Origin of the sequence: Thiorhodococcus drewsii AZ1, assembly GCF_000224065.1 — a bacterium.
GTDB lineage: Bacteria > Pseudomonadota > Gammaproteobacteria > Chromatiales > Chromatiaceae > Imhoffiella > Imhoffiella drewsii.
This window is the reverse complement of sequence record NZ_AFWT01000062.1, coordinates 1-14,439: the sequence shown is the minus strand read 5'-3', so window position 1 is coordinate 14,439 and position 14,439 is coordinate 1. Positions and strand designations below refer to the sequence as shown.

Here is a 14,439-nt window from a genome sequence, read left to right as displayed (position 1 = left end):
AGGCCAGGACGGCATCCTCAAAAGCATGGCCTCCCGTGCCGCTTTTCTCCAGGATCCCGACCACCGCATCCGCTTCGTCTATACCCCCAAGCACTGCTCCTGGCTCAACCAAGTCGAGATCTGGTTCGGCATTCTGACCCGACGACTGCTCAAGCGCGGACGGTTTTCATCCACCGAGGCGCTCAAGCAGCGGATCCTCGAATTCGTTGATTTCGATATCTAGGGTTCAAACCCCCGCCTTTCAGGCGGGCAGATTTCATCTTCAGCCCTCTCGCTGCTACGGTTGATCCTGGCCCCTGGAGCAACGAGCGGAGAGAGGATGGATTATCGCTACGGTAGCCACACGGTTTTCCGGATTGAGTACCACTTTGTCTGGGTTACCAAGTATCGCTACAAAGTGCTGAGAGGGGACGTAGAGGAGAGGGTTCGCGAATTGGTGCGACAGACCTGCGATGCATTCGAGATCCGAATCCTCAAGGGTGTCGTGAGTGCGGACCATATCCACATACTCGTCTCCGCTCCGCCGGAGATGGCGCCGAGCGAGATCATGCGCAGGATCAAGGGGCGAACGGCCAGCAAGCTCTTCGAGGAATTTCCGGCGCTGAAGAAGCGCTACTGGGGGCGGCACTTTTGGGCGCGTGGATACTTTTGTGCCACCGTTGGCGAGCTGAGCGAGGAGATGATAAAGCAGTACCTGGAGCATCATTTTGAGCCGGACCCAGCGGCTGAATTTCGAGTGGAGCCCTAGACGCGTCGTTCAGTCGACGCGTATCCGGACTTTCAGTCCGTTACTCAAACCCACCGGCTTTTAGCCGGTGGTTGTTTAGTGAAAACTTTTTCTCGAAGATCAAGCAGTTCAGAGCGATTGCCACCCGATATGACAAGTTGTCTCGCAACTTTCTCGCCGGTGTGCACTTGGCCTCAGCATGCGTCCTGCTTAATTGATGACAGGCCCTAGGCTAGGGCGACGCCACGTTGCGTTCGGCGTTGCTCTGGCCGGCGGGATCTTATGCGCATCGCTTTAGCGATCTGCGACGACTCCAAGGACCAGCAACAAGCCACCCATCCCCGAGCTGAGCGCACCAGCATTGGACCGATAATTGCCGTGAATCGCGATGTTGACCGATTCAGGCCATTCGGGTACATTACCCGACCTCTTGGGGCGCATAGCTCAGCGGGAGAGCACTGCCTTCACACGGCAGGGGTCCGTGGTTCGATCCCACGTGCGCCCACCAAAATCAAGATACAAATCAGCCGGCTAACGCCGGCTTTTTTTGTGCCTGCTCCAAGCGTTAAAACATTCGCGACCTCAAGGGCGGTAATTGTCAAGGTAGTTGTCGCCTGCATCGTTGTCACACCGCGTGATCTAACGGGGTGTGTTCCAGATCGCGCTCCGGGTTGAGGGAGACGACCGTAATCGGCGTCCAGTTGCGCGTTGGCCCACTCCAGCGTTCGGGGTGTTGGTCGCGTGCGACCTGGTTGAGGGCGTGGCGCTGAGCGAGGATCTGGGGATCCTCCCCACGATGGCGTTGCTCAGGGGTGACGAAGCGGATGGCACTGTGTCGATGCTCGGTGTTGTAGCCGCCGACAAAGCGATGAACCCATCGCTGGGCATCCTCCAAGCTCGCGAAGCCGTCGACGGGATAGTCCGGGACGTACTTGCAGGTGCGAAACAGCGCCTCGGAGTAGGCATTGTCGTTAGAGACGCGCGGGCGGCTATAGGAGGGGGTGATGTTGAGTTCATGGAGCTTCTCCAGCAGTGCGGCCCCTTTGAAGGCGCTGCCGTTATCGGCGTGCAGCACCAGGGGCTGATCGATGAGGCGCTCGGCGAGCACCGCCCGTTCGATGACCAGGCGCGCGTGGTGGGCCGATTCACTGTGAAAGACCTCCCAGCCGACAACCTTGCGGCTGTAGATATCGACGATCATGACCAGGTAGAAAAACAGTCCCTTGACCGGTCCGGGCAACCAGGTGCAATCCCAGGACCAGACCTGATTGGGGCCGGTGCTCTGGTAGGTCGTGGGCCGTAGCGCACGACGCGGGGCCTTGGCACGCCCGCGATGGGTCAGTTCCCCGTGACGGCGCAGCACACGGTAAAAGCTGGAGACTGAGCCCAGATAGCACTGCTCCTCATCGAGCAGACGCACCACGATCTGCTCCGGCGGCAGAGGGGCGAATTCCGGGCGATGACAGGCCTCCAGAATCGCCTGCTCTTCCTCGGGGCTGAGCGCATTGGCTGGTTTGGGACGAACAACCGTCGGGCGTTGGTCTTCGCGTACCCCGCCCTCGCATGTCCAGCGTTGAACCGTGCGCACACTCAGGCCCAAGACCTCACAGGCCGGCGCCAAGCGTGCCCCCACCTGTTGGGCCTGTTCGATCAGCTCCACGGCTCGACGGCGATCTGAGGCACTGACCATCACGCCTCTACCCCCCAGATCGCCTGCGCTTTTTTTGACAGCACCAGCAGGGCCGCCGTCTCCGCCAGCGCCGACTCCTTGCGCTGTAACTCCCGCTCCAGCTGCCGAATGCGCTGACGCTGCACTTTCAGCTCCTCGCCTTCGCGCCGTCGCTCCTGCACACTCAGGTTCCCCGCCTGCTCGCAGTCCTGACGCCAGCGGGCCAACTGCTCCGGATACAACCCGCGACGCCGACAGTACTCGGCCACTTCCTCGCTGTTCATCCCCGCCGTCTCCACCACCGCCCCAAAGCGGTCCTTCGACGACCAGAACTTCGACCCGGTGGCATCGGCATCCGGCAGGCATCGACCTGCGGCTCGCGCCTCTTTGCGCCACTTATACACCGTCGGCAACGAGATCCCTTCCTGCTCGGCCACCGCACGCGGACTCAGATTCTGCGGCGGCAGCAACTTCGCTACGATTGCCGCTCGGCGTTCTTCGGAATACCCACTCATCGCTCAGTTCCTCTCGCCCCCAGATGTGTTAAGAAAGATAGCAGGGGCAGGTGACACTTATCCTGACACTGAGGGGGGCAATCCTGTAGTTCTCCGGACGCTTACTAAATTCGAGGGAAAACTGTCCTGGACATGGGGGACACTTTAGCGGCCAGCGGGAATTGCTGCCGGGATGACAAGTCGTTTGTTTTCCTCGGCGCTCTTTGTTAACCTCTCGCGCTGTTCTCCGGCTTTGCCGCTGCCAATGCGTTATGGTGGCTTGCGCCGGTCCCCTCGCAACGTGACGCCGTGAACCCGGTCAGGCCCGGAAGGGAGCAGCCGCAGCGGTTGAATCGTGTGCCGGGGTGTGGCTGGTGCGGGCCGCCGCCCCAAATTCTAACTTTTGGTGCGGCCGTGTGGCGGATGATCCGAGCCGGGCGCGGCGGGTTGGGCGTTTTTCGCCGACCTAGACTCGGTTCTCGCGCTTACTCTTCTCATTAGATACGGCCGAATCGACCTCGCGCATGTCCTATCAGGTGCTGGCCCGCAAATGGCGCCCCAGATCGTTCGACGACATGGTCGGGCAGCAGCACGTCGTGCGAGCCCTCTCCAATGCGCTCGATCGCGATCAGCTCCATCACGCCTATCTCTTCACCGGTACCCGTGGTGTCGGTAAGACCACGCTCGCCCGTATTCTGTCCAAGGCGCTCAATTGCGAGCAAGGCGTCAGCTCACATCCCTGCGGCGTCTGCTCGGCCTGCCGCGAGATCGATAGCGGGCGCTTCGTCGATCTGCTAGAGGTGGACGCGGCCTCGCGCACCAAGGTGGATCAGACTCGCGATCTGCTCGACAACGTCCCCTACGCGCCAGCGCGCGGACGCTTCAAGGTGTACCTGATCGACGAGGTGCACATGTTCTCCTCGCACAGCTTCAATGCACTCCTCAAAACGCTGGAGGAGCCGCCGCCGCACGTGAAGTTCCTGCTGGCCACGACCGATCCCCAGAAAATCCCGGTCACGGTCCTGTCGCGTTGCCTTCAGTTCAATCTGCGCCGCCTACTCTCCGACGAGATTCGCGAGCGTCTGAGCTTCGTGCTGCAGACCGAGGGATTGGAGTTCGAGGCCGCCGCGTTGCCCCTGGTCGCCCGTGCCGCCGACGGCAGCATGCGCGATGCACTCAGTCTGCTCGATCAGGCGATTGCCTTCGGCGGTGGTCGCGTGGTGGAGAACGAGGTTCGGACGATGCTCGGCACCGTCAGCGGCGATCTGGCCCTGGATCTGGTCGATGCCTTGGTCGATGCAGATGCGGCGCGTCTGTTGACCGAGGTCGAGCGGGTCGCGGCCCTGACCCCGGATTTCGTCGAGCTGCTGCGCGAGCTGCTCACCCTGCTGCATCGTCTGGCCCTGGTCCAGCAGGTGCCGGATCTGCTGCAGCCCGACGACCCGGATCGGGATCGGCTCGCGGGGCTGGCTGGGCGTGTGTCGCCGGAGGATCTTCAGCTCTATTATCAGGTCGCCTTGACCGGGCAGGCCGATCTTCCCTTGGCGCCCGACCCGCGAACCGGTTTCGAGATGGTGCTGCTGCGTGCTCTGGCCTTTCGTCCTTCGGATGCCGTTCAGGGGCAGGGTGCCGAGCTGGCACCGCTCGTTTCGGCGCGTTCGTCGGCGCGTCGGCCGGGTCCTTCGCCATTGGTCGGCGCTCAATCGGCGGTTTCCGGCAAGGATTCAGGGGCGGCGCGGCGCGGCGCGGACCTGATTTCGCCTCAGATGGGGGTTCGCGAGACGCCTGGGGCGGTTGCCAAGCCGAGCGAGGTTTCGGCCAGCAACGGCTCCGGCTCGCCCAGTCTGGCGTCGCCGGCCGAGTGGCAGCAACTCGTGGGCCGTCTCTCCTTGGGCGGTATCGCGGGTCAGCTTGCGCATAATTGCGGATTCGTCGAGTGGGAGCAGGGACGCCTGGTGCTGAGCCTGGATCCGGCAGCCGAGCATCTGCGGGTCGCCAGCGCCGAGTCGCGGCTGCGCGAGGCGCTTGCGCGTCTTCTCGGTGATCCGCTCAAGCTGGACATCCAGGTTGTGCGACCTCAGCAGGAGACGCTGGCCCAGCGCCGGGTACGCGAGACGGGTGAGCGCCAGCGCGCGGCGGTCCAGTCCATGGAAGGCGATTGCCATGCCGAGCAGTTGCGCGAGATATTCGAGGCGGAGTGGGTTCCAGGTAGTATCGTTCCGAATGCCTGAGCCGCTCGGTTTCCTTCCGATGCGCGTCACCGTTATTCTCGATGGCGTATTTGGTGAGCCGATTTTCTTTTTGCCTTGGCCGGAACGGCCGAGGTATTGCGGGCTTGATTGCCCGGATTTCTCACTCAGAGGTAGGTCGCTATGAAGGCAGGACTTGGTGGTTTGTTGAAGCAAGCCCAGAAGATGCAGGAAGAGATGCAGCAGGCGCAGGCACGTCTGGCGCAGGAAGAGGTCGTAGGCGAGGCTGGCGGCGGCATGGTTAAGGTGACCATGAATGGTCAGCATCAGATGAAACGGGTCGAAATCGATCCTTCGCTGATGGGCGACGACAAGGAGATGCTGGAAGACCTGATCGTAGCGGCGAGCAACGCGGCCGCCCAGCGTGTCGCCGAGAAGGCTAAGGAGAGCATGTCCGAGGTGACCTCCGGGCTGCCACTGCCTCCTGGAATGAAGCTCCCGTTCTGATGCGTCGACGTACTCCGATACGCTGAATCATCCGCGTCATCGGATCGCCGTGGCCGAGCGCTCGCTTCTCAATCAATTGACTGGCGCCTTGCGTTGTCTGCCCGGTGTCGGTCCGAAATCCGCCCAGCGAATCGCCTTCCATTTGTTGGAGCGCGATCGCGAGGGTGGACTCAGGCTTGCGCGTGTCATGGCCGAGGCCATGGAGCGGATCGGTCGCTGCCGACGCTGCCGAACCTTGACCGAGCACGAGGTCTGCGCAATCTGCGCCAATGTGCAGCGCGATGCGTCCTTGGTCTGCGTGGTCGAACAGCCCTCGCAGGTGGTGGCGATCGAGCAGGCCGCCGAGTATCGTGGGCTCTATTTCGTTCTGGGCGGACGTCTGTCCCCTCTGGATGGGGTCGGGCCCGACGAGCTCGGGCTGGATCTGCTGGAGTCCCGGCTCAGGGACGAGTCGGTTGCCGAGCTTATCCTCGCGGTCAGCCCTACCGTCGAAGGGACGGTGACCGGGCAATTCATTGCCGATCGCGCTGCGAGCCATGGGGTGAGGGTTACCCGGATTGCTCAGGGCGTGCCGCTCGGCGGCGAGCTGGAATCCGTGGATGGCGGCACTCTAGCGCTGGCGTTTGCGGGGCGTCGCGATTTCTGAGGGGGCACTTCTCTGGTCGAGCCTTCGCAATGATGGGTGTTGATCCAAAGAAGCGTCGTGTATGTTTGAATAAAAAGAAGAATTTCATTTTTGTTCTGTGTGAGTTGATGCGCGCCCGAAAGGGCAGGCTACTCGCGGAGCACGTCGTAGCCTTTCATCGTGACCTTTGCGCCTTTGCGGTTCCAATTGCCCAATTCAGGTCGATTCATTTGGGAGTAGATCGATGGCAGATACCCTTTTTGCGAAGATCGCCTCGGGCGAGATCCCTGCCGATATCCTTTACGAGGACGAGGATCTCGTCGCCTTTCGCGATATCAGTCCTCAGGCGCCGACACACATTCTGGTGATCCCGCGCAAGCCGATTCCGACCCTCAACGATGCGGGGCCCGAGGATGCGGAACTCCTTGGTAAATTGCTGCTGGCCGCAGCCAAGGTAGCCGAGCAGGCGGGAATCGCCGAGGTTGGCTATCGCACCGTCATCAACTGCAATGCGGCGGCCGGTCAGACGGTATTTCATCTGCACTTGCATGTGCTCGGCGGCCGTCCGATGCAGTGGCCTCCCGGCTGATCCAGTCACTTCTGTAAGACGAGAGGCTTGTGCGTTCATTTTGCACGTCCGAACACTATGATGATGTGCGCACAACGGTTAGGATTGGCGCGGTCGTCGCGTGGGCTTACGCCTGCGTTCCGCGCGCCTCTCGTTGCCCTGAGTCGACATGGGGTGCAGCCGAATCGATTCATCAGGAGATCAGTGGCGATACTCGCCCGAGTCCACGAACATGGCAGTGAACCCACAAAAACCTGGATCAGACGCTCTTAGGTCCTTCGAGCTAAAGGCGGCGAGCTTTACCTTGCCGATCATTCGTTTACTTGATGAGAACGTCGAGGCAGTCGCGGCCAGATTGGGCGCCAAGGTCGAAAAGGCTCCGGATTTTTTTCGCAATACGCCGGTCGTCATCGACCTCACCGCGCTTCCTTCAAATTCGGGAGCCGTGGAGCTTCCCTTGCTGGTTGGACTTTTGCGCGGCTACGGCATGATTCCCTTCGGTGTGCGCGGCGGCGACAAGGAGCAGCACGCGACGGCCGAGGCGTTGGAGTTGGCCGTGCTGCGTGAGTCCTACGTGCGGCGCGACAGATCGCCCGAGGACCCAAAGGGCTCGGACGCGACCGAGACGGCGGTCGAGGTCGAGGTTCCGGCATCCTCGGTGCCAATCAAGACGCTTGCACCGGTTCGCCGTCCCAATCAGGGGTTCATGCTGGTGACACGTCCGGTGCGCTCTGGACAGCGGGTCTATGCCGCCGGGGGTGATCTCACCGTCTCGGCGGCGGTCAGCTCTGGCGCCGAATTGATGGCGGACGGCAACATTCACGTCTATGGTCCACTGCGTGGACGTGCCCTGGCCGGGATGAACGGGAACACCGAGGCGCGCATCTTCTGCCAGGACCTGCAGGCGGAACTGGTCTCGATCGCCGGGCACTACCGCGTCAGCGAAAACATTCCGATTGAGCTGCGTGGCGTGCCGGTTCAGATCTTTCTGGATCAGAAGCTGCTGCGCATCGAAAAACTCTAACGATCTCCACTGCCGGGCAACGGAACAGATCCCTTTAAGGAGGGTGTGACTTTGGCGAGAATTATCGTGATTACCTCGGGTAAGGGTGGGGTCGGCAAGACGACTACATCCGCCGCCTTGGCCATGGGGTTGGCTCAACGAGGCAAACGTACGGTGGTCATCGACTTCGACGTGGGTCTCCGCAACCTGGATTTGATCATGGGTTGCGAGCGGCGAGTCGTCTACGATTTCATCAATGTCATCAATCAGGAAGCGAACCTGAATCAGGCGCTGATTCGTGACAAGCGCTGCGATCATCTCTACGTGCTTCCGGCCTCGCAGACGCGTGATAAGGATGCGCTGACGAAGGAGGGTGTCGGGCGCGTGCTCGAAGAACTCGCGCAGAGCTATGATTTCATCGTCTGCGATTCGCCTGCTGGTATTGAGCATGGCGCGACCATGGCCATGTATTACGCCGACGATGCCATCGTCGTCACCAATCCAGAGGTCTCTTCGGTGCGCGATTCGGATCGGATGCTGGGTATCCTATCGAGTCGTTCGCGTCGTGCCGAGAACAGCGATGAGCCGGTTCGCGAGTTCTTGCTTTTGACGCGCTATAACGCCGAGCGTGTCGAGATCGGCGAGATGCTGAGCGTCGAGGACGTTCAGGAGATTCTTTCGCTGAATCTGCTCGGGGTGATTCCTGAGTCGAAGGCCGTTTTGAACGCCTCCAATTCGGGCATTCCCGTGATCCTGGATCGGGAGAGCGATGCCGGACAGGCCTATGGCGATGTAGTCTCGCGCTATCTGGGGGAAGAGGTCCCGCACCGCTTCATTCACACTGAGAAGAAGGGCTTCCTGAGCCGCATATTCAGAGGGTGATCTATGGGCTTGCTCGACTACTTCCGCTCCTCGCAGGCGAAGAATTCCGCCGGTGTTGCCAAGGAGCGCCTGCAGATCCTGGTGGCGCATGATCGTGCGGTACGCGGTCGTCCCTCCTATTTACCCCAACTTCAGCAGGAGATCCTTGAGGTCATTCGCAAGTATGTGGATGTGGACTTGGATGCGGTATCGGTGAACTACGAGCAAGAGGACGAGCGCGAGGTGCTGGAGCTCAACATCGTGATTCCCGACGCACCTCACGCGTCTCACGCACCTTAGGCGGGGGCTGATGCGATCCAGACGCGACGGTGTGGATCGGCCTCCGCAGCAGGTTCCACCCGATTTAGGGTCCGACCAGAAGTCGTTCCAGGATTCCTCGGTAGATGGCTGAGAGCTGATCGAGCTCCTCTACTCCGACCCATTCGTCGATCTGATGGATGCTGGCGTTGAGTGGCCCGAGTTCGAGCACCTGAGCCCCCGTGGGGGCGATGAAGCGGCCGTCGGAGGTCCCACCGCTGGTTGAGAGCTGCGTCTCGATGCCGCACGTCTCGGTGATTGCCGCTCGGCTGGCTTCGACTAACTCGCCGGCCGGCGTCAGGAAGGGATGCCCGGACAGTCGCCATTGCAGCTCATAGCGGAATCCACCCGCATCGAGAATGTTATGGATGCGTGTTTTGATGGTGGACGGGGTCAGTTCGGTGGAGAAGCGCAGGTTGAACTGTGCCTCCAGCACACCAGGAATGACGTTCTCCGCTCCGGTTCCCATGTTCAGATTGGCGATCTGGAAGCTGGTCGGCGGGAAGTGGTCGTTGCCGGTGTCCCAGGTTTCGACGCACAGTGCCCGCAGCGCGTCGGCGCAGGCATGAAACGGGTTTTCGGCCAATTGTGGGTAGGCTACGTGGCCCTGCTTGCCATACACCCTGAGAAAGCCCGACAGGCTGCCGCGCCGACCGTTCTTGATCGTGTCGCCCAGACGCTCGCGACATGAGGGCTCGCCCACCAGGGCGTAGTCGATCTTCTCTCCACGCTGTTCCAGGCGTTCCACTACCTTGACCGTGCCATCGGTGGCCGGTCCCTCCTCGTCGCTGGTGATGAGGAAGGCGATCGAGCCCAAGTGATCCGGATGCGCGGCGACGAAATCCTCGGTCGCCGTGATCATGGCGGCCAGCGATCCCTTCATGTCCGCCGCGCCACGGCCGTAGAGACGGCCATCACGCATGGTCGGGGCGAAGGGGGGGGAGGTCCACTGGTCCAGGGGACCTGATGGGACGACGTCCGTGTGTCCGGCGAAGCAGAACAGCGGACCTGAGTCGCCGCGCCGCGCCCAGAGATTGCTGACCTCGCCGAAGGGCATGGGCTCGATGCGAAAGCCGATCGCTGCGAGGCGCTCGGCCATCAGGTCTTGGCAGCCAGCGTCGGCGGGTGTGACCGAATCGCGCGAGATCAGATCGCAGGCCAGCGAGAGGGTGGGGGACATCAGCGCAGCAGTTCCTCGTATTGGGTCTCGGAGAATCCCAGGTGGCGGGATTCTCCGGTGTCGAGCAGCGGGCGGCGGATGATCGATGGCTGCTCCAGCATCAGCTGGATCGCCGTCGTCTCGTCGATTCCTTCGCGCACCGCATCCGGCAACCGGCGCCAAGTGGTGCCGCGCCGGTTCAGCAAGGCATCCCAACCCAGTTCATCGACCCAGGCGCGCAGGCGCGACTCATCCAGTCCCTGCTTCTTGTAGTCGTGGAACTGGTAAGCGATGCCTCGGGCGTTGAGCCAGGCACGCGCCTTTTTGACCGTGTCGCAGTTGGGGATGCCGTAGAGGGTGAGCATTAGATGTCGCGCAGCAGCTCGTTGATGCCGACCTTGCCGAGCGTCTTGGCGTCGACCTGCTTGATGATGACCGCGCAGTAAAGGCTGTGGGTTCCATCCTTCGCCGGCAGGTTGCCGGGCACGACCACGGCGCCGGGCGGAACCTTGCCGAAGAGGATCTCGCCGGTCTCGCGGTTGTAGATCTTGGTGCTCTGGCCGATGTAGACGCCCATCGAGATGACCGCGCCCTCGCCGACGATCACGCCCTCGACGATCTCCGAGCGCGCGCCGATGAAGCAGTTGTCCTCAATGATCGTCGGCGCGGCCTGGACCGGTTCCAGCACGCCGCCGATGCCGACGCCGCCGGAGAGATGGACGTTCTTGCCGATTTGGGCGCAGGAGCCGACGGTGGCCCAGGTGTCGACCATGGTGCCCGAATCGACATAGGCGCCGATGTTGACGTAGGAGGGCATGAGCACGCAGCTCGGGGCGATGTAGGAGCCCTTGCGCGCGGTTGCCGGCGGCACAACGCGCACGCCGCTGTCGCGGAACTCGCGCGAGTTGGTATCGGCGTACTTGGAGGGCACCTTGTCGTAATAGTTGGTGAAGCCGCCCTTCATGAACCAGTTGTCCTCGATTCGGAAGGAGAGCAGCACCGCCTTTTTCAGCCATTCGTTGACGACCCAGTCGCCGTCGCGTTTCTCGGCGACGCGCAGCTCGCCGTTGTCGAGACGCTCGATGGTGTCCTGAACGGCGTCGCGCACGCGGGTCTCGACACTGCGGGGGGTGATCTCGGCGCGACGCTCGAAGGCATCGAGGATGATGGATTGCTGGTCTGTCATGTTGGGGTCTGTCCTGTCTGGCGATCTTCTGAATTTTTCGGGGCCCTATTGTAGGGCTATAGACGCTCGATGAAACCTCGGATACGTCGGGCGGCGTCGACGCACTCGTCGAGCTCGGGCACCAGAGCCATTCGGATCCGGTTCTCGCCTGGATCCCGGTCGTCGACGCGGCGCGACAGGAAGCTGCCGGGCAGTACGGTGACGTTCTCCTCTGCGAAGAGGCGGCGGGCGAACTCGGTGTCCGGGATCGGGGTCTGGGGCCAGAGGAAGAAGCTGGCCTCGGGCGGCGTCAGCGACATGACCTCGCTCAGGATCTTAGTCACGGCAGTGATCTTCTCGCGATAGAGACGGCGATTCTCCACCACGTGCGCTTCGTCACTCCAGGCTGCCACGCTCGCGCTCTGAACCGGCAGCGACATGGCGCATCCGTGATAGGTGCGATAGGAGAGGAAGCCCTGAACGAGCGCCGCGTCGCCCGCGACGAATCCCGAGCGCAATCCGGGTGCGTTCGAGCGCTTGGAGAGACTGTTGAAGATGATGCAGCGGCTGAAGCTGTCGTTGCCCATCGCGGCTGCGGCCTGGAGCAGTCCAGTCGGTGGGGCTGATTCGTCCAGATAGATGTCGCCATAGCACTCGTCCGAGGCGATGACGAAATCGTGCCGATGGGCCAGCTCGATCAGCCGGGTCAGGGTGTTCCGGTCGAAGACCGCACCGGTGGGGTTGCCTGGAGAGCAGACGTAGAGCAGCTGACAGCGATCCCAGGTGGCCGAATCGATGGCCTCGAAATCCGGGATGAAGCCGTTGGCCGCCTCGCACGCCAGATAGCGTGGTTCGGCTCCGGCCAGCAAGGCGGCACCCTCGTAGATCTGATAGCAGGGGTTCGGCATCAGCACCAGCGGATCGCGAGAGCGGTCGACGACCGCCTGGGCGAAGGCGAACAGCGCCTCGCGGGTGCCGTTGACAGGGAGCACCTGGCGCTCTGGGTCGATCGAGAGATCGACTCCCTGGAAGCGACGTTTGAGCCAACCGGCGATCGTCTCGCGCAGCTCGGCCGTGCCGCGCGTTGTCGGATAGGACGAGAGCCGATGCAGGTGGGCGATGAGCGCATCGGAGATGAGGCTCGGCGTCGGATGTTTGGGCTCGCCGATCTGCAGCCCGATCGGATCCAGGTTGCGCGGTGGCTCGATCCCCTGCTTGAGCGTGGCGAGTTTTTCGAACGGATAGGCTTGGAGTCGCCCGAGGTCTGGGTTCATGGTGTCGTCGATGTGCGGTGGGACACCCTCGGCTCAGGCTGGAAGGGCGTCCATGTGGATCAACCGCAGATTATACGATCAGCGGCCTACTTGAGGAGACGGCTTCTCAGTCACCCAGGGCGAGCGCGTATTAACGCTAGATCTGACATGATGTTGCGGTCCCCTTTTAGCCAACCGCCTTGATGGGAAAGGTTGGCTGATATTTGAGCGTCTTGAAGATCGCCTCCGAGTAGGGATTGTCGTTACTGACGCCGGGTCGGCTGAAGGAGGGCGCGACCCCGAGGCGCTGGAGCGTGGCCAGCATGGTGGCGCCCTTCATGGGCGCGCCGTTGTCGGAATGCAGCGTCAGGGTTCGAGGGTCGACGCCTTCGCGCCGGTGGGTCTACTCGAAGAGCGTGGCGGCTTGCGCGCTACTCTCTTCGGCAAAGATCTCTCAGCCGACGATCTTGCGGCTGAAGACATCCAGGATCAGATAGAGATAGAAGAAGCTCCCCTTGAGGGTCGTGGCCAGATAGGTGATATCCCAGCTCCACAGCTGATTGGGCGCCGTCGCCGCCAGGGGCTCGGGACGGCGGTGGCTGGGCGCGCGGGTATTGCCACGGTGGGCAAGTTGGTCATGCGCGCGCAGCACGCGATAGAAGCTCGCCTCCGAGGCGATGTAGCGCCCCTGATCGGCCAACGTCGGAACGATCTGACTGGGCGGACGATCGGCGAATTCGGGGCCGTTGCAGACCCCAAGGATCGTGGAACGCTCGGCGTCGCTGAGGCGATTGGCCAGGGTGCTCCCCTGGGCCGCCGCCGAGCGGGCATCGGCCTGGATGCCGTCCTCGCCGCGCCAGCGCTGCAGGGTGCGGACCGACAGCCCCACGACCTCGCAGGCGGGCTTCAGCCGTGCTCCTGCGGCGCAGGCCTCCTCGATCCAGGTGCTCACGGCGCGTCGCTGCTCCACGTCGATCAGGCGTCCGCGTCGCCCAGCAAGTGGCGGACTTTTTTGGAGCACCAGCAGGGCCGCCGCCTCGGCGAGCGCCTTCTCCTTGTGCAAGAGCTCCTGCTCGAGCTCCTTGAGACGCTGCTGGTCGGCACGGGTCTTGGTGCGATCCACGGGCGCGGATCCGGCGGCATTGGACTGCTCGCAGGCGTTGCGCCAAGCGGTAATCTCATGGGCATAAAGCCCCTGGCGGCGGCAATAGGCGCTCAGCTGCGCCTCATCAAGAGTGGCCGTCTCCAGCACGATGGCGAACTTCTCGCTACTGCTGCGTTCGGCCTGTCCGCCGCTGAGATGTTCTTGGGCACCTTGGCGTGCCTTCAGGGCGCGTGAGCGCCAGCTGTAGAGGGTGTCCTTGGGAATCTGCGTCTCGCGCGCCAGATCGCGCACCGGCAAGCTCTGCGGCGGCAGCATCTTGGCAATCAGGTTGGCTTGCAGCTCAGGCGAATAGCTTGTACTCATGGTCTGTCACTCTGTCAGGGATGCCGCCAGCGCGAATCCGGCAGCATCCAAATACCCCCAAGGTTGCACATCATCTCCCGGGTGGGAGGCGGCACCTATCCTGACAGAGGGGGTCCTCCTTCTCGAGCAGGTTGACGCAGCAATGACGAATCGCGCTCATGATGGCCGGAGCCTGGCCTTTGCGAATCCGGCTGGCATCCTCGTTAAAGATCACATCCAAGCGCCAATGGAGACGATTTTCTACGCCCCAGTGCCCCGCACGGCCGTGGCGAAGCGCTGGGCATCGGCGCCAATGGAGGCGATGAAGTCGCGTTGCTCGACGCTCTGAACACCGTCCTGCCAGCAGGTGCGTTCGACCATTCCAATGCTGCGCAAGCCCGCCCAGCGCGCGGCATTGGGCAAGGTCCTCAGATCCTCCGTGATCCAGTAACGG

General features: G+C 62.3%; 15 protein-coding genes, 1 tRNA gene, 1 other RNA gene and 2 pseudogenes. 11 read left to right on the top strand and 8 right to left on the bottom strand.

All coding sequences use genetic code 11. The features are described 5' to 3' along the window. The 3 genes from THIDRDRAFT_RS22150 to THIDRDRAFT_RS22140 form a co-directional block, all read left to right on the top strand. A partial coding sequence (locus THIDRDRAFT_RS22150; RefSeq protein ID WP_007043167.1) for a transposase occupies positions 1–223 on the top strand: 223 nt, incomplete at its 5' end. Positions 224–319: 96 nt separating this feature from the next. After that, complete coding sequence (gene tnpA, locus THIDRDRAFT_RS22145) at positions 320–748, top strand: IS200/IS605 family transposase (protein ID WP_007043166.1); 429 nt, start codon at positions 320–322, stop codon at positions 746–748. A 412-nt stretch (positions 749–1,160) separates the two neighbouring features. Beyond that, positions 1,161–1,235: transfer RNA gene (locus THIDRDRAFT_RS22140), tRNA-Val, on the top strand. 117 nt (positions 1,236–1,352) lie between these two features. Here THIDRDRAFT_RS22140 and THIDRDRAFT_RS22135 read toward each other — a convergent pair. Continuing rightward, a pseudogene (locus THIDRDRAFT_RS22135) lies at positions 1,353–2,911 on the bottom strand (IS3 family transposase). Between the two features lie 262 nt (positions 2,912–3,173). On the opposite strand from THIDRDRAFT_RS22135, the gene ffs reads away from it, so the two are divergent. The 8 genes from ffs to minE all read left to right on the top strand — a co-directional run bounded on the left by ffs (position 3,174) and on the right by minE (position 8,943). Then, positions 3,174–3,270, top strand: an RNA gene (gene ffs, locus THIDRDRAFT_RS25035) — signal recognition particle sRNA small type. A 144-nt stretch (positions 3,271–3,414) separates the two neighbouring features. Beyond that, a complete protein-coding gene (gene dnaX / locus THIDRDRAFT_RS22125; protein ID WP_007043163.1) occupies positions 3,415–5,121 on the top strand; it encodes a DNA polymerase III subunit gamma/tau in 1,707 nt (568 codons plus the stop codon). Positions 5,122–5,262: 141 nt separating this feature from the next. After that, on the top strand, positions 5,263–5,586 hold the full coding sequence (locus THIDRDRAFT_RS22120) for a YbaB/EbfC family nucleoid-associated protein (protein ID WP_007043162.1): 324 nt from the start codon (positions 5,263–5,265) through the stop codon (positions 5,584–5,586). A 49-nt stretch (positions 5,587–5,635) separates the two neighbouring features. Then, complete coding sequence (gene recR / locus THIDRDRAFT_RS22115; RefSeq protein ID WP_007043161.1) at positions 5,636–6,232, top strand: recombination mediator RecR; 597 nt, start codon at positions 5,636–5,638, stop codon at positions 6,230–6,232. 223 nt (positions 6,233–6,455) lie between these two features. Further along, complete coding sequence (locus tag THIDRDRAFT_RS22110) at positions 6,456–6,800, top strand: histidine triad nucleotide-binding protein (protein ID WP_007043160.1); 345 nt, start codon at positions 6,456–6,458, stop codon at positions 6,798–6,800. Positions 6,801–7,011: 211 nt separating this feature from the next. Further along, positions 7,012–7,803, top strand: coding sequence for a septum site-determining protein MinC (gene minC, locus THIDRDRAFT_RS22105; RefSeq protein ID WP_007043159.1), 792 nt, complete (start codon positions 7,012–7,014; stop codon positions 7,801–7,803). A 51-nt stretch (positions 7,804–7,854) separates the two neighbouring features. Beyond that, on the top strand, positions 7,855–8,664 hold the full coding sequence (gene minD / locus THIDRDRAFT_RS22100) for a septum site-determining protein MinD (protein ID WP_007043158.1): 810 nt from the start codon (positions 7,855–7,857) through the stop codon (positions 8,662–8,664). Positions 8,665–8,667: 3 nt separating this feature from the next. Next, complete coding sequence (minE, locus tag THIDRDRAFT_RS22095; protein ID WP_007043157.1) at positions 8,668–8,943, top strand: cell division topological specificity factor MinE; 276 nt, start codon at positions 8,668–8,670, stop codon at positions 8,941–8,943. Between the two features lie 64 nt (positions 8,944–9,007). Here minE and dapE read toward each other — a convergent pair whose 3' ends face one another. The 7 genes and pseudogenes from dapE to THIDRDRAFT_RS26285 form a co-directional block, all read right to left on the bottom strand. After that, positions 9,008–10,141, bottom strand: coding sequence for a succinyl-diaminopimelate desuccinylase (gene dapE, locus THIDRDRAFT_RS22090; RefSeq protein ID WP_007043156.1), 1,134 nt, complete (start codon positions 10,139–10,141; stop codon positions 9,008–9,010). Beyond that, positions 10,141–10,485, bottom strand: coding sequence for an ArsC family reductase (locus THIDRDRAFT_RS22085; RefSeq protein ID WP_007043155.1), 345 nt, complete (start codon positions 10,483–10,485; stop codon positions 10,141–10,143). Before THIDRDRAFT_RS22085 ends, dapE begins: the two co-directional genes overlap by 1 nt. Continuing rightward, the gene (gene dapD, locus THIDRDRAFT_RS22080; RefSeq protein WP_007043154.1) at positions 10,485–11,306 is read right to left on the bottom strand and encodes a 2,3,4,5-tetrahydropyridine-2,6-dicarboxylate N-succinyltransferase; all 822 of its coding nucleotides are present in this window, start codon (positions 11,304–11,306) and stop codon (positions 10,485–10,487) included. The genes THIDRDRAFT_RS22085 and dapD overlap by 1 nt, the downstream gene beginning before the upstream one ends. Before the next feature lie 56 nt (positions 11,307–11,362). Continuing rightward, the gene (dapC, locus tag THIDRDRAFT_RS22075) at positions 11,363–12,559 is read right to left on the bottom strand and encodes a succinyldiaminopimelate transaminase (RefSeq protein WP_007043153.1); all 1,197 of its coding nucleotides are present in this window, start codon (positions 12,557–12,559) and stop codon (positions 11,363–11,365) included. Between the two features lie 166 nt (positions 12,560–12,725). Next, positions 12,726–12,878 carry a hypothetical protein gene (locus THIDRDRAFT_RS25030; protein ID WP_083827557.1) on the bottom strand — a complete coding sequence of 51 codons (153 nt, stop codon included), beginning with the start codon at positions 12,876–12,878 and terminating at the stop codon, positions 12,726–12,728. 114 nt (positions 12,879–12,992) lie between these two features. Then, on the bottom strand, positions 12,993–14,006 hold the full coding sequence (locus tag THIDRDRAFT_RS25025; RefSeq protein ID WP_007043151.1) for a hypothetical protein: 1,014 nt from the start codon (positions 14,004–14,006) through the stop codon (positions 12,993–12,995). Between the two features lie 240 nt (positions 14,007–14,246). After that, positions 14,247–14,439 (bottom strand): annotated as a pseudogene (locus THIDRDRAFT_RS26285) (ISAs1 family transposase); the annotation flags it as partial.